The following is a 13,073-nucleotide window of genomic DNA, read 5'->3' as shown; positions in this document are numbered from 1 at the left end:
GCGCGCCCCCTCCACCAGGAATCCGGAGGGGGCGCGGTGCGTCGTGGCCGCCGGGCGAACGGCCGGTTTCCGCCTGTCCGTGGTGCCTTGCCGGTCGTTACGAGTCGGTCCCGCGGCGGAACAGCGCGGTCCACAGGAAGGGCTCGCCGAAGCGCGGGGAGTCCGGCGGCTCGTTGCGCATGCGGCGCAGCTCGACCTCCGTCAGGTCGGAGAAGATCCAGCGCAGCGACTCCGGGGTGTAGGCGAGGCCGCCGTGGAGGCCCTTCTGGCGGTAGAAGTCGCCGTCGGGGAGCTCGGAGCCCATCTCGCCGGACGCGAAACAGGTGAGGGAGAGATGGCCGCCGGGCGCGAGCACCCGGTCGAGCAGGTCGAGATAGCTGACGCGGCGGTGCGGCGGCAGATGGTGGAAGCAGCCGGAGTCATGGACGAGGTCGTACGGGCCGGCCAGCACCGTGTCGGCGAGCGCGAACGCGTCCCCGCGGTGGAACCGGATGTCGGCCCCCGCCTCCTTGGCGCGCTCCTCGGCCCAGTCGATGGCTCCTGGTGAGAGGTCGACGGCGTCCACCTCGAAGCCCAGCGAGGCGAGGTGGAGGGCGTTGCGGCCCGGCCCGCAGCCCAGATCGAGCGCCCGGCCCGGGGTGATCAGCCCGCGGTCGAGATACGTGACGAGGTTCTCGTCCGGCTTCGCCACGAAGAACGGCACCGGCTTGGTGTGGTCCGCGTAGAACTCGTCCCACCAGGACGCCGCACCGATCGTCCAGCGGTCGGCCTCGGGTGCGAACAGGCCGTCCATGAGCTTGAGTACGTCGTCGATGGTGCGGATGTTCCGGTCCATCCGGTCCCCCTTTCCCTGTCCCGTGATCGTAGGTTTGACGAGGACGAAAGACCAGATCAGACAGGGTGTGGGGGAAGGTGTGAGCCGTCGCGTGGGGGGCTTGGGCGATCATGGGAAGGGCCCCACCCGCGTACGGGGGTGCGGCGCCGCTCCAGCCCCCGTACGAGGTCAGTACGGGGGCAGTGCGGAGGAAGTCGGCCGGGGTTTCTCGACAACCGGTCGGCTCCGGTGCGCGTGTTCCTACTTGGTCAACGCGTCAGCGGCCGGGTCTGCTGTCCCGCCGCCTCGTCTATCTCGATGTGCGCCTTCTGCAACAGCTGGGACGCGAGGTCCATCAGGACCCGCGAGCCCGCGATCTCCTCACCGACCCGCAGCTGCTCGGGGTCCGAGGGGTGGCGCATGGCGTAGCCGTGCCCCTTCACCTCGGTGCCGTCACCGAGTCTGACCAGGCCCACCGCGCTGGTGCGGTCCCCGTCCTCGGAGAACTCCAGCTCCACATGCCACCCGACGAGTGTGGTCATGACGGATCACCTCCAGGGCTCGCCCTTCGTACTTCCAGGGTCCCCCCGCGGCGCCCCGGTCGCGAGGCGGGGACGGAGTGCGGCAGCCGCCAGGCGTCCCTACGCTGGAGGACGGACGAGGCGCACCGGAGGACGCGATGACCACCCAGCCCGACCCGCATCTGTCCATGGTCCGTGACGTGGAGCCCCGGACCCCGCAAGGTTGCGAGGACTGTATGCGGCTGGGCTCCCCCTGGGTCCACCTGCGGCTCTGCCTCACCTGCGGCCACGTCGGCTGCTGTGACTCCTCGCCGCTTCAGCACGCCCGTACGCATGCCACGAGCGCGGAACACCCCGTCGTGCGGTCCTTCGAACCCGGCGAGGACTGGCGCTGGTGCTTCGTCCACGACGCCCTGGTCTGACGCCGCGAGAGCGTCGCGAGCGTGCCGCGAGGACGGGCCGTCGACCGTCCCAGGAGCCGGCGCGGCCCGGACCGTGCTTCCATTCCACGGTGAACAGCGAGAACACCGACCCGCCCCGCGCCCGTCCCCCCGTCGCCCGCCCGACCCCGTACATCCGTCCCCGAACGGATAGCGACGTGGGCGCGTGCGTTGACGTGCTCGCCGCCGTCCATGAGCGTGACGGGTACCCCGTGAACTGGCCCGGCCGTCCCCGCGACTGGCTCGCGCAGCCGTCGCTCCTCGCGGCCTGGGTGGCGGAGCTGGACGGCCGTGTCGCCGGTCATGTCGGTCTGTCGCTCAGCGGTACGGGAGATGTGGCCCCCGGTCTGTGGAGTGCCCGCGCGGGGGTGAGCCCCGATGCCACCGCCGTGGTCAGCCGGCTGTTCGTCGCGCCGGAGGCGCGCGGCCACGGGATCGGGCGGCTGCTACTGGCCCGGGCGGTCGGCGAGGCCCAGGCCCGCGGTCTGCATCCGGTGCTCGACGTGGTGGCCTCCGACACCGCGGCGACGGCGCTGTACGAACGGCTCGGCTGGGAACTGCTGGCCGAGGTCGAGCAGGAGTGGGGGCCCCGGCAGACCGTGGCCGTCCGCTGTTACGCGGCGGGCGTCTGACGGCGCCGGGGCAGCCTCAAGGACAGCACCGGGGACGCACCGGGGACGGCACCGGGGCCCCACCCGGTCAGCCGGCCGTGTGCGTCTCGCGCAGGAAGTCCACGAGTACGGGGTTCACCTTGTCCGGGCGCTCCAGGCTGGGCAGGTGGCCCGCCCAGGGGAGTTCGAGGTGGCGGGCGTCGGTGAGCACACCGCTGAGGTGGACGGCTATGTGCCGGAAGTCCGCGAAGTCGTGGTCGCCGGAGACGAGCAGGGTGGGGGCGGTGATCGCGGCGAGGTCGGCCTCAACCCTGATCTGGCCGAACTCCTCCTCGGCGGCCAGCTGGACGTCGAAGGCGTGGCGTTGCATCAGGCGCACCTTCTCCCGGGCGGCCCCGTCGGCCTCCGGGCCCACCCAGGCCTCCACGTTGAGGTCGGTCGCCCCGGCGATGTCACCGGCCTCGATCAGCGCGTCCTCGCGGTCACCGAACGCCCGGAGTTCGGCGCCGGGTTCGTGTCCGACGAGCGCGGTGCAGAGCAGCGCCAGTGCGGTGATCCGCCCCGGGCGCCGCGCCGCGATCTCCAGGGCGACCCGGCCGCCGCCGGACGATCCGATCAGCGCCGTACGCTCGATGCCGAGCTCGTCGAGCAGGGCGATCACGTCGTCCGCGTTGCTGTACGGCCGGTCGGGCACGGGCGTCTCGCCGAAGCCGCGCAGGTCGCAGCGGACCACCTGGTAGCCGGCGCCGACGAGGGCGGGCACTTGCGGGTCCCACATCCGCCGGTCGCAGACCGTGGAGTGAAGGAGGAGCACAGCCGGGCCGCTTCCGGCCACATCATGGGAAAGAGTCACCGCGCCACACTAGAAGATCAAACTCTCGCCGCACACCCGAATTTCCCGGCCGCCAGGGAGTCGGGCGGAATCTGCGCATCTGTACCGTCGGCGGCCGTCGGCAACGTGGCGACGGGCCACCAGAAGTCGTCCAGGACGCCGTCCTCGGTGGATGCGTCGGTCGTCGGCTGTTCGCCGTGCGGGCGTCGAGTCATACGGGCAAGTGTGGTGCGTCAGAGGCCTTCTGACGAGGCGATTTCTAGAACAGTTTTCTACAGATCGCTGCGCTAGGGTTGCCGTCATGGCAGACATCATCCCGATCGGTGCCCCCTGGGGCGCCCGAAGCGCCCGAGGTCGACGGGGCGGGCCCGGTTCGCACCGAGCGGGGTACGGTCATGTCGCCTAGGCAGCAGCGCGGCGAGGCCACCGTCGACCGGCTGCTGACCGCCGCGCTGCGGGTGTTCGCGGAGTCCGGCCAGCAGGGATTCACCGTCAGCGCCGTCACGCGCGCCAGCGGCGTCAGTCTCGGCAGCCTCTACCACCACTTCGGCAGCTTCGACGGTCTCGCCGCCGCCCTCTACACCCGGTGCATGGAGCAGCTGTTCGACGAGATGACGGCCGTGCTCACCCGGGCCCGCACCGCCCGCACCGGCATCCGCGCGCTCGTGCAGTGCTATCTGCGCTTCACCGAGGAACACCCCGACGTCGCCCTGTTCCTGCACGCCTCCGCCTACTCCGGCTATCTCGCCGCCCACGCGGACGAGATCCGCCGGGTCAAGGCGGTCAAGCTGGCCGTCATCGCCGCCTGGCTGGGGCCCCGCATCGAGGCCGGCGAGATCGCGCCGCTCCCCTCGCCGCTGATCGACGTCCTCATCCTCGGGCCCCCGGCCGAAACCGCACGCCGCTGGCTGTCCAGTACGTACGACATCGATCTCGCCCAGGCCTACCGGATCCTGCCCGACCGGGTCTGGCGCTCGCTTCAGCCGGACTGACCGGAGGGGACCGGCGTGGCCGCCGGGGCCGGGACGGCGGGCGCCGTCCGGCGCGCGCCCCTGAGCGCCGCGGGCCCCATCGCGTACGAGGCCAGAAGGATCATCCCGCCGAGCACCAGCCATCCCGGGCTGCCCCAGTCCACCAGGAGCGCGGTCAGCAGGAGCGGGCCCAGGGTGCGGGCGACGGTGACGCCGGTGCCGAACAAGCCCTGGTACTCGCCGATCCGGTCGGCCGGTGCCAGGTCGAAGCCGATCTGCCAGGAGCCCGCCGAGTGCAGCATCTCCGCGGCCACCAGGAGCACCGATCCGGCGACGAGCGCCGCGGCTGCCACCCACGGTCGGCTGCCCACGGCCGAGAGGGCGAAGACCGCGCAGGCCGCCAGCATCACCGCGCCGGAGCGGCGCACCGCCCGTACGGCACTCTCAAGTCCCCTGACGCTGCGGGCCGTTCGGACCTGAAAGAGCATCACCGCACCGGTGTTGAGCACGAACAGCGCCGAGACCAGCCAGGCCGGGGCGGCCGTGCGCTGGGTGATCCAGAGCGGAATCCCCAGGCTCAGCAGCGGCATCCGCAGGAGCAGTACGGTGTTGAGGAGCGCGACGACGACGTACGGGCGGTCCTTGAGGACCGACGGGCCGCCGCGCTCGCCGGTGGTCGAGGGGGCGGGCGCCACCCGGGGGAGCCGTGCAAGCAGCAGCGCGCACACCAGGAAGCTCGCCGCGTCCACGGCGAAGACCATGAGGTACGCGCCGGTCGTGCCGGAGCGCAGGGCCACGCCGCCGAGCGCGGCGCCCACGGCGAGCCCCGCGTTGAGCGTGGCCTGGAGGCGGGCCAGCGTCGCCGTCCGCTCCGCCTCGTCCACCAGCCCGGCGAGGAGCGACTGCCGGGCCGCCGCCAGCCCCGACTGGGCCGTGGCGTAGAGGCAGGCGGCCAGGAGGAACGGTACGAAGGAGCGTACGACCAGGAACGACGCGACCGCCGCGCCGGTCGTCAGGGCCAGCAGCACCGCCGTCCCCCGGGGCCCGCGCCGGTCCGCCAGCCGTCCGAGCGGTACGCCCGCCACCGACCCGATCGCCCAGGCGAGCGTCAGCCCCAGGCCGATGCGGGCGGGGGCCAGGCCGACGACGCGTGTGAAGTACAGGGCGGAGGTGACGAGGTAGGCGCCGTCGCCGACGGAGTTGGTGAGTTGGGCCAGCGCGAGAAGGCGGCGGGGGCCTGCGGGGGACACCGGTCTGGTCGTCGTCATGTACTGGACACTATGGCCCCGGTGGCCCCTCCTCCTGGTCCATTCGGGGCGGGTCTGAGTGGGCCATTCGCAACCCGCCGGGGCGCCGGTGACTCATGGTCGCTCATGCCGGCTCACGGTGGCTCATGCTCACAGTGGCTCATGCCGGTTCATGCCGCGAACCGGGACTTGCGGCGGTGCCGGGCGGCCGGTGCGCGCTCGGGATCGGACGTTGGCCGTGGCTGCGGGCTCGGGGCCGCGTCCTTCGGTACCGCGTGCAGATGGCGGCCGCGCTTTCTCGCCGTCCGGCGGTCCACCCCCGAGTCGCCGAACATGCGTTCCTCATAGCGCGCCAGGACGAGCAGCGCACCCAGCATCAGGGGCGGGATGAGCACGGCCACGATGACCACGACGACTCCTCAAGGGCGGACGGGTCTGTGGGACCGCGTAGCCAGAGAAACGCGTCGAAAACATCGCGTTGCTTCAGGAGGGTGGGCGACGAGAGGGATGTTTTCGATTCGAGCAGCCAGGTAAACGTGGAATATGGTGCAAATCGGCTACACGATGATGACCGAGCAGACGGGCCCCCGCGCCCTCGTCTCCGACCTGGTCGCCGCGGAGCGCGCGGGCTTCGACTTCTCCGTCACCTCAGACCACTACTTCCCCTGGCTGGAGTCCCAAGGACACGCCTCCTACGCGTGGAGCGTGCTGGGCGCGGCCGCGCAGGCCACCACGCGGATTCCGCTGATGACATACGTGACCTGCCCGACGGTCCGCTACCACCCCGTCGTCGTCGCGCAGAAGGCGGCGACGATGCAGCTGCTGTCCCAGGGCCGGTTCCGGCTGGGCCTGGGCTCCGGCGAGAACCTCAACGAGCACGTGGTGGGCGCCGGATGGCCCTCCCCGCAGATCCGCCTGGAGATGCTGGACGAGGCCGTCGACATCATCCGCGCCCTCTTCGAAGGCGGCAACGTCAACCATCAGGGTGCCCACTTCGACGTGGCGAACGCACGGCTGTGGGACCTGCCGGACGAGCTGCCGCCCATCGGGATCGCCGTCTCCGGCGAGCGCTCCTGCGCGCTGGCGGGCCGCTCCGCCGACCTCGTCATCGCCACCGAGCCCAAGGCGGAGCTGATCGAGTCCTTCGACCGGCACGGCGGCGGCGGAAAGCCCCGCGTGGGTCAGTTGCCGGTCTGCTACGACACCGACCGGGACGCGGCGATCGCCCGCGCCCACGACCAGTTCCGCTGGTTCGGCGGCGGCTGGCCGGTGAACTCGGAGCTGCCCGGGCCCTCCGGCTTCGAAGGCGCCACCCAGTTCGTCACGCCGCAGGACGTGGCCGAGGCCATCCCGTGCGGCGACGACGTCTCCGCCTTCGTCGACGCCGTACGGCCGTTCGTCGAGGCGGGCTTCGCCGAGGTCGCCCTCGTCCAGATCGGCGGCGAGCACCAACTCCCCTTCATCCAGTGGGCCGAGACGAAGCTCCTGCCCGCCCTGCGCGAGCTGTGACGCCACCTCGGCGTCGAGCCGGGCCCGCGTGTTTCCACATCATGGGAAGATCGGGCGCGGTGACGACCGCTGCCGGTGGCAGCCCGTACCCCTCGGGCTCGTCGAGCAGCAGGAAGAACGCGCTGTCTCCGCCGGCCCCGTCGTCCCGTGGTCAGCCGGTGAGGATGCCGGGCAGTGCGAGGGCGCCGAGCAGGGCGGTGCCCGCCAGCAGCCAGGCGACGTAGTCGCCGATGTGGCCGGAGTGGAGCCGCCGCAGCGGCTGCGTCCAGCCGTACGGTTCCCGGCGCGCCGGGCCGCGTACGGCCGCCGCGGCGAGGCCCACCGCCAGCACCGCCGCGGCGAGGCCGAGCAGCACCCCCGGCGGGGTCCAGTGCGGCGCGTGGTGCGCATCCACGCCGAACGCCCGGCCCGTCGCCTCCGCCAGACCCGGCACCAGACCCGTCGCCAGCGACCCGGCGAGCAGCACCGCGGGCACTCCGATCATGGTGGCGGGCACCCGGCCGAGCCGGCCCTCGGTCTCCGGCTCCTCGCTCTCGCCGCTCGCCTCGTGCGCCGGGTCGCTCAGGGGCCGGGGCCCGAGGCCGAGGAACACCCGGGCAGCCACCCGGAGCACGGCGCCCGCGGTGATGGCCGACACGGCGACGAACAGCACGGTGAAGCCGCCGCCCGCCGCCTCCTCAGCGACCGACTTGCCCAGTCCCGTACCGAACGGCGGCAGCCCCGCCAGGGCCAGCGCCCCCACCGTGAACAGGGCCGCCACGACCGGCACCTGCCGGGCGCGGCCGTGCAGTTCGTGTTCGTCGACACTGCCGTAGCGGTCCAGCAGGATCCCGGTGCAGGCGAACAGGGCCGCCTTCGCGCCCGCGTGGCCCAGGACGTACAGCGCCACACCGCCGCTCGCCTCCGGCCGCAGCAGACCGATGCCGATGAGGAAGAGCCCGGTGTGGGCGACGGTCGAGTAGGCGAGCAGGCGCTTGATGTGGCGCTGCTGCCAGCACATCAGGGCGCCGACCAGCGCGGTCAGCGTGCCGAGCACCACCAGGGCGCGCTCGGCGTCCGGGGCGGGCAGCCCGCCCGGCCCCGCGAAGACGGTGGTGTACACCCGCCAGGTGCCGTACACCCCCAGCTCCACCATGACGCCGGACAGCAGCATGCACACCGGCGTCGGCGCGACCGCGTGCGCGTCGGGCAGCCAGAAGTGGAAGGGCGCCGCGGCCGCCTTCACCAGCAGGCCGGTCAGGACGAGGGCGAAGGCGCCCAGGGTCAGTGCGTCCGGCCCGCCGTGCGCGTCCAGCCGCGCCCCGATCTGGCGCATGCCGAGCTCGCCGGTGCGGGCGTAGAGCAGCACGATGCCGGTCAGCGTGGCGTACGCGCCCAGCGAGTTGACCACGCCGAAGGTGAGCGCGCCCTGGACGGCCCTCGCCTCCTCGACGCGGTAGCCGGTCAGCGCGTACGCCACCACGCTCATCAGCTCGAAGAAGACGAAGGCGTTGAAGAGGTCGCCGGTGAGCGCGAAGCCGCACATGCCCGCCTGGAAGAGCAGGACCAGCGCGGGGAAGGAGCCCGCGTGGCGCCGCGGTGGCTCGTCGAAGTAGTGCCAGGAGTAGACGAGCACGGCGACGACGAGGACGGAGACCAGGGCGGCGAGCCCGGTTCCGGGGCCGTCCCCGACCAGGACGATGCCGACGCTCGCCCCGTCCTTCGGGCGCCAGCCGCCGACCCACTCCTCGGCGTCCGGCGAGGAGTGGACGAGGAGGACGACGGCGAGGACGGCCGTGGCCGTCGCGGTGCAGGCGCCGATCGTCTCGGCGGCGATCCGCGGCAGCCTGCGCCCGGCGGCCACCAGGGTGGCGGCACCGAGCAGCGGCAGGGCCACGACCAGCGGCAGCAGGTGGTTCATCCGCGCAGCTCGGAGAGCTCGTCGGGATCCACCGTGCCGTGCCGCTTGGCCACCTGCATCACCAGCGCGAGCAGCAGCGCGGTCACCGTCGCCCCGACCACGACGTCGGTGAGGGCCAGGGCCTGCACGACGGGGTCGACGACCGGCCGCGAGCCCGGGGCCAGGTCGGAGTGGACCGGGGCCGTCGCGCCGTCCCGGTAGCCCACGGCGAGCAGCAGGACGTAGGTGGAGGACTGGCAGACCGCCAGACAGCCCACCGCGTGGACCAGATGGCGGCTGGTGGCGAGGCCGTAGCAGCCCGCCAGGAAGATCCAGCCGGCGACCAGATACGGCAGTACGGACATCACCGCGCGCTCGCGCCCCCGTTCATGCGTCTCGGTCCTTCCCGGTTCCCGTGTTCTTCTCGATCTCCACGGCCTGGTCGAGGAAGCGGGCGAGCAGCACCACCACCGCACAGCCCACCTCCATGCCGACCGCCGCGTTCAGCAGCGGTACGGTCCCGCCCGACGCCAGGGTGTTGAACGTGCCGTACGGCAGCAGGGTGTTGGCGAGGAACGCCGACCCGCCGACGAGTCCCGCGACACCGAGGATCAGATACGCCGCCTCGCCCGCCGCGTCCCCGACCTCGTACAGGCCGACCGGCCGGATCCGCTCCAGGGCGCGGTAGTCCGCCCCGATGTAGAGCAGGTGCAGTGCGGTCGCCACGACCACGCCGCCCTGGAAGCCGCCGCCGGGGCTGAGCTGCCCGTGCGCGATGACGTACAGACCGGTCAGCAGCGCGACCGGCAGCATGATCAGCGCATAGCGCCGGACGGGGGTGGCGACCTTCTCGGGGGCGGGGCGCACCTGGCGCTCGTCACGCGTCTGGCGCAGCAGGACGACGGTGCCGAGCACCGCGGCGAACAGGATGGTCTCCTCGCCCAGGGTGTCGAAGGCCCGCTGGTCGAAGTTGACGGAGGCGATGGCGTTGGAGGTGTGGCGGGCGAGGGACGCCTTGACCGCCCGGTCTCCGTACGGGTGGACGTCGCCGCCGAAGCCGGGCAGCCGCAGACAGGCGGCCGCGAGCAGCGCGGCCACGCCGAGGCCGCCCACAGCCAGCACCCACAACCGCAGCCGTCGGCTCACCGGCCGCCGTCCCTGTGCTGCCCCCGGCGCCGGACCTTGCGTACGGAGAGCAGGATCAGCAGCGGGGTGAGGGCCGAGCCCACCGCGAGCTGCGAGAGGGCCACGTCGGGTGCCTGGAAGACCGTGAACAGGACGGCCAGCGCGAGCCCGAGCACCGCGAGCACCAGCGCCTGGCGGGCCGGGTCGCGGACCGCCACCGCCGCGGTCGCCGCCACGGCGACGAGGAGCAGGGCGAGGACGGTGAGCACATCAGCCATGGGAGGTCGCCTCCGTGTCCTGGTAGCCGCCCGACACCGCCCGGGACGCGATGACGTTCCCGGCGACCAGCAGCGCCCCGGTCACCAGCAGTTTCACCAGGGCCCGGCCCGGTCCCGCGGCCGCGCACACCGCCACGACCACCGCCGTGGTGGCGAGGGCGGCCGCCGCGGTCAGCGCGTTGGTGTGCGGGGGAGTGGGGGAGAGGTCGTCCGCGAGCAGCCGTGCGTAGACCAGCGTGCCGACCGGGCCGAGCACGGCGAGCACCAGGGCGAGATCGGTGTACGAGGGCCGCTGGTAGCCCTGGGCGAGCAGCAGCATGACCAGACAGACGGCTGACGTACCGAAGTTCTGGGCGACCACCCGGCGCCCCACCGGCCCGGTCGCGACGCCCCACACGACCGGCCCGAAACCCGCCGCGAGCAGTACGGTCGCGGTCCACAGCCACCCGTTCACCGGTCGCTCATCGCCCGCCGGGCCGCGCAGGCGGCACACGCCCCCACAAGAGCGCACACCGCCCCGACGAACCCCTCCAGGGCGTCGACCGTACTGATGAACACCAGCCATGCGGCCATCAGCAGGAACCACCACGCGAGGAGTTCGGCGGTCACGGCCGCCGCTCGACCCATCCGTACATCACCTCGACCGCTGTCAGGAATCGATGGGCGCGCCCGGATCGGGCGTGCCCGCGTCGCATGGAGTGCGCTCATGAAAGCACCCGGGCCAGGCGGGCCGCCGACGGCGCGCGCACGGCCGTCCGGGGCTCCTCCCGGCCTCCTCCCGGGCTCCTCCCGGGCTCCTCCGGGCGAGCGGGTACCCGGCGGCCCGCCGGACAATCCCCCGGACGGCGGGGCCACTGTTTCGCGAGGACCGGGAGGGGCACCCGCCTGCACGACATATCCGGGGCCGGGGCGGGCAGCGCCGCGGCCCGTGCGCCGTGCGGTCCATGTGGCCGGATGCCCGGCGGTCGGAGATGCTCGGTCAAGAGACGGCAGACGGCCGGGGCCGCATCCGCACGCGGTGCGATGGGAAGGGAGCGCACGCCATGCAGGTGGCATTTCTCGTGGCGCCGGAGGGCGTCGAACAGGTGGAGCTGACCGAGCCGTGGGAGGCGGTCACCGGGGCCGGCCACACCGCCAAACTGGTGTCCACCGACTCCGGAAGCATCCAGGCCTTCGATCACCTGGACAAGGCCGACACGTTTCCCGTCGACCTGACGACCGGCTCCGCCCAGCCGGACGACTTCGCCGCACTGGTCCTGCCCGGCGGCGTCGCCAACCCCGACGCGCTGCGCATGGACGAGGACGCCGTGGCCTTCGTGAAGGCCTTCTTCACCCAGGGCAAACCGGTGGCGGCCATCTGCCACGCGCCCTGGACGCTGGTGGAGGCCGGCGTGCTGAGCGGGCGCACCCTGACCTCGTGGCCGAGCCTGCGGACCGACATCACCAACGCGGGCGGCACATGGGTGGACGAGCCGGTGCAGGTCTGCACCGACGGCCCCAACACCCTCGTCACCAGCCGCAAGCCGGACGACCTCAAGGCCTTCTGTGACACGGTCCTGCGGACGCTGCGAGAAGGCACCGACTGAGCCCGCGGGTGCGTGATGACATCCGTGGGAGCTGACGGCGAGGGCCGCGAGCCGGAGCGGGCGGCCGCCGAGCCCGGGCCGTCGGGCGGGCGCGTCCGGGGCATGCCGGGCGTGAACCGGAAGGCCGCCGGCGGCCGGTCCTGGTTCGCCGTCGGCTTCTCGCTCGGCCTGGGCGCGACGCTGGCGTGGCTGACGGTGCAGACCGTGCTGGAGGTCGGCAGCCTGCTCACGCTGCTGCTGCTCGCCGTGTTCCTCGCGCTCGCCCTCGAACCCGTCGTCGTCTGGCTCACCGGCCATCGGATGCGCCGCGGCTGGGCCGTCGCGGTGGTCCTGGTCCTGCTGCTCGCACTGTTCGCGGGGTTCCTCGCGCTGGTCGTGCCGCCGGCCGCCGACGAGATCAACGCGCTGGTGAAGGCCGTTCCCGGCTGGCTGCGGGACCTGCACGACCACAACTCCACGCTGGGCCGGTTCGAGGACCGCTACCACCTGGTGGAGAAGGCAAAGCAGCAGTTCTCCTCCGGCGGGGCCGCCGGGCTCGCCGGAGGCCTGCTCGGCGCCGGGAAGTTCGTGGTGGGCGCGGTCACCTCGGCCGCCATCGTCATCGTCGTGACGGTGTACGTGATGGCCTTCCTGCCCGGGCTCAAACGGTTCTGTCTGCGCTTCGTGGCGGCCAGCAAACGCCCGCACACCCAGGAGGTCACCGAAGAGGTCCTCAACCGGGTGGGGCGCTACATGCTCGGCAACATCGCCACCTCGGTGATCGCCGGTGCGGCCACCTTCGTCTGGTGCGCGGTCCTCGGCGTCCCGTACCCCGCTGCCCTCGGCGTCTTCATCGCCCTGATGGACCTCATTCCGATCGTCGGCAGCACGATCGGCGGCCTCGTCGTCAGCCTGGTGGCCCTGTCGGTGTCGTTCCCCGTCGCCCTGGCGACCGCGGGCTTCTACGTCGGGTTCCGGCTGGCCGAGGACTATCTGATCGTGCCCCGGGTGATGAAGTTCGCCGTCGACGTCCACCCGCTGGTCACGGTCGTGGGCGTACTGATCGGCGGGGCGCTGCTGGGCGTCATCGGGGCCCTGGTCGCCATCCCGGCCGCCGTCGCCATCGGCATCGTCCTGGACGAGCACGTCTTCTCGCGGACCGACGCGTCCTGACGTGACGCGCGACCCCTAGTGACCTGGTTTTGAGGTCGTGGGTCGCCACGTGAGGCGTCTCCTGTTTCAGGTTGCGGTGTTCGCCTGCGGCAGGTCACGCGTTCACGC

The 13,073-nt window shown here is 72.6% G+C and carries 18 protein-coding genes and 1 pseudogene; 6 read left to right on the top strand and 13 right to left on the bottom strand.

Annotated elements, in window-relative coordinates:
* Window positions 1-97: 97 nt before the first annotated feature.
* Entirely contained in the window at window positions 98-835 is a 738-nt protein-coding gene (locus tag AB0G17_RS09475) for a class I SAM-dependent methyltransferase (RefSeq protein ID WP_361378137.1), read from the bottom strand.
* 248 nt (window positions 836-1,083) lie between these two features.
* Window positions 1,084-1,356, bottom strand: coding sequence for a DUF1876 domain-containing protein (locus tag AB0G17_RS09470; protein ID WP_361378134.1), 273 nt, complete (start codon window positions 1,354-1,356; stop codon window positions 1,084-1,086).
* Window positions 1,357-1,493: 137 nt separating this feature from the next.
* Between AB0G17_RS09470 and AB0G17_RS09465 the strand changes: the two genes are divergently transcribed.
* Together AB0G17_RS09465 and AB0G17_RS09460 are read left to right on the top strand one after the other, a co-directional pair.
* Window positions 1,494-1,757 carry a UBP-type zinc finger domain-containing protein gene (locus AB0G17_RS09465; protein ID WP_361378131.1) on the top strand — a complete coding sequence of 88 codons (264 nt, stop codon included), beginning with the start codon at window positions 1,494-1,496 and terminating at the stop codon, window positions 1,755-1,757.
* A gap of 176 nt (window positions 1,758-1,933) precedes the next feature.
* Window positions 1,934-2,407: a GNAT family N-acetyltransferase gene (locus tag AB0G17_RS09460; RefSeq protein ID WP_361378129.1), complete on the top strand. Its 474-nt coding sequence runs from the start codon at window positions 1,934-1,936 to the stop codon at window positions 2,405-2,407.
* Between the two features lie 67 nt (window positions 2,408-2,474).
* Here the strand turns inward: AB0G17_RS09460 and AB0G17_RS09455 are convergent, their stop codons facing one another.
* Both AB0G17_RS09455 and AB0G17_RS09450 read right to left on the bottom strand, forming a co-directional pair.
* Window positions 2,475-3,239, bottom strand: a complete 765-nt coding sequence (locus AB0G17_RS09455) for an alpha/beta hydrolase (RefSeq protein WP_361378127.1) — start codon at window positions 3,237-3,239, stop codon at window positions 2,475-2,477.
* A gap of 17 nt (window positions 3,240-3,256) precedes the next feature.
* Entirely contained in the window at window positions 3,257-3,433 is a 177-nt protein-coding gene (locus AB0G17_RS09450) for a hypothetical protein (protein ID WP_361378125.1), read from the bottom strand.
* 180 nt (window positions 3,434-3,613) lie between these two features.
* Between AB0G17_RS09450 and AB0G17_RS09445 the strand changes: the two genes are divergently transcribed.
* Window positions 3,614-4,210, top strand: coding sequence for a TetR/AcrR family transcriptional regulator (locus tag AB0G17_RS09445; protein ID WP_361378123.1), 597 nt, complete (start codon window positions 3,614-3,616; stop codon window positions 4,208-4,210).
* On the opposite strand, the gene AB0G17_RS09440 is transcribed toward AB0G17_RS09445, so the two are convergent.
* Both AB0G17_RS09440 and AB0G17_RS09435 read right to left on the bottom strand, forming a co-directional pair.
* Window positions 4,198-5,457, bottom strand: a complete 1,260-nt coding sequence (locus AB0G17_RS09440; RefSeq protein WP_361378121.1) for an MFS transporter — start codon at window positions 5,455-5,457, stop codon at window positions 4,198-4,200. The two genes, AB0G17_RS09445 and AB0G17_RS09440, sit on opposite strands and share 13 nt — an antisense overlap.
* Before the next feature lie 149 nt (window positions 5,458-5,606).
* The gene (locus AB0G17_RS09435; RefSeq protein ID WP_361378118.1) at window positions 5,607-5,846 is read right to left on the bottom strand and encodes a hypothetical protein; all 240 of its coding nucleotides are present in this window, start codon (window positions 5,844-5,846) and stop codon (window positions 5,607-5,609) included.
* A 133-nt stretch (window positions 5,847-5,979) separates the two neighbouring features.
* On the opposite strand from AB0G17_RS09435, the gene AB0G17_RS09430 reads away from it, so the two are divergent.
* Window positions 5,980-6,945, top strand: coding sequence for an LLM class F420-dependent oxidoreductase (locus tag AB0G17_RS09430; protein WP_361378115.1), 966 nt, complete (start codon window positions 5,980-5,982; stop codon window positions 6,943-6,945).
* Here the strand turns inward: AB0G17_RS09430 and AB0G17_RS09425 are convergent.
* The 7 genes and pseudogenes from AB0G17_RS09425 to AB0G17_RS09395 all read right to left on the bottom strand — a co-directional run.
* Window positions 6,896-7,090: pseudogene (locus AB0G17_RS09425) on the bottom strand (ferredoxin); the annotation flags it as partial. The gene AB0G17_RS09430 and the pseudogene AB0G17_RS09425 sit on opposite strands and share 50 nt — an antisense overlap.
* Window positions 7,091-7,096: 6 nt before the next feature.
* Window positions 7,097-8,845: a complex I subunit 5 family protein gene (locus AB0G17_RS09420; RefSeq protein ID WP_361378112.1), complete on the bottom strand. Its 1,749-nt coding sequence runs from the start codon at window positions 8,843-8,845 to the stop codon at window positions 7,097-7,099.
* A complete protein-coding gene (locus tag AB0G17_RS09415; RefSeq protein WP_361378109.1) occupies window positions 8,842-9,189 on the bottom strand; it encodes a sodium:proton antiporter in 348 nt (115 codons plus the stop codon). Before AB0G17_RS09415 ends, AB0G17_RS09420 begins: the two co-directional genes overlap by 4 nt.
* A 22-nt stretch (window positions 9,190-9,211) precedes the next feature.
* Complete coding sequence (mbhE, locus tag AB0G17_RS09410; RefSeq protein ID WP_361378106.1) at window positions 9,212-9,970, bottom strand: hydrogen gas-evolving membrane-bound hydrogenase subunit E; 759 nt, start codon at window positions 9,968-9,970, stop codon at window positions 9,212-9,214.
* Window positions 9,967-10,227 (bottom strand): DUF4040 domain-containing protein, encoded by a 261-nt coding sequence (locus AB0G17_RS09405; protein ID WP_361378103.1) that lies wholly within the window; start codon window positions 10,225-10,227, stop codon window positions 9,967-9,969. The genes mbhE and AB0G17_RS09405 overlap by 4 nt, the downstream gene beginning before the upstream one ends.
* On the bottom strand, window positions 10,220-10,681 hold the full coding sequence (locus tag AB0G17_RS09400) for an MrpF/PhaF family protein (protein WP_361378100.1): 462 nt from the start codon (window positions 10,679-10,681) through the stop codon (window positions 10,220-10,222). Before AB0G17_RS09400 ends, AB0G17_RS09405 begins: the two co-directional genes overlap by 8 nt.
* Window positions 10,678-10,854: a hypothetical protein gene (locus AB0G17_RS09395; protein ID WP_361378097.1), complete on the bottom strand. Its 177-nt coding sequence runs from the start codon at window positions 10,852-10,854 to the stop codon at window positions 10,678-10,680. The genes AB0G17_RS09400 and AB0G17_RS09395 overlap by 4 nt, the downstream gene beginning before the upstream one ends.
* Window positions 10,855-11,270: 416 nt before the next feature.
* Between AB0G17_RS09395 and AB0G17_RS09390 the strand changes: the two genes are divergently transcribed.
* Together AB0G17_RS09390 and AB0G17_RS09385 are read left to right on the top strand one after the other, a co-directional pair.
* The gene (locus AB0G17_RS09390; RefSeq protein ID WP_361378094.1) at window positions 11,271-11,813 is read left to right on the top strand and encodes a type 1 glutamine amidotransferase domain-containing protein; all 543 of its coding nucleotides are present in this window, start codon (window positions 11,271-11,273) and stop codon (window positions 11,811-11,813) included.
* 24 nt (window positions 11,814-11,837) lie between these two features.
* Complete coding sequence (locus tag AB0G17_RS09385) at window positions 11,838-12,965, top strand: AI-2E family transporter (RefSeq protein ID WP_361378091.1); 1,128 nt, start codon at window positions 11,838-11,840, stop codon at window positions 12,963-12,965.
* Window positions 12,966-13,073 lie beyond the last annotated feature (108 nt).

The organism is Streptomyces sp. NPDC023838, assembly GCF_040639555.1.
Classification (GTDB): domain Bacteria; phylum Actinomycetota; class Actinomycetes; order Streptomycetales; family Streptomycetaceae; genus Streptomyces.
Note: the sequence above shows the minus strand (reverse complement) of the source record. Positions and strands in the feature narration are given on the sequence as shown.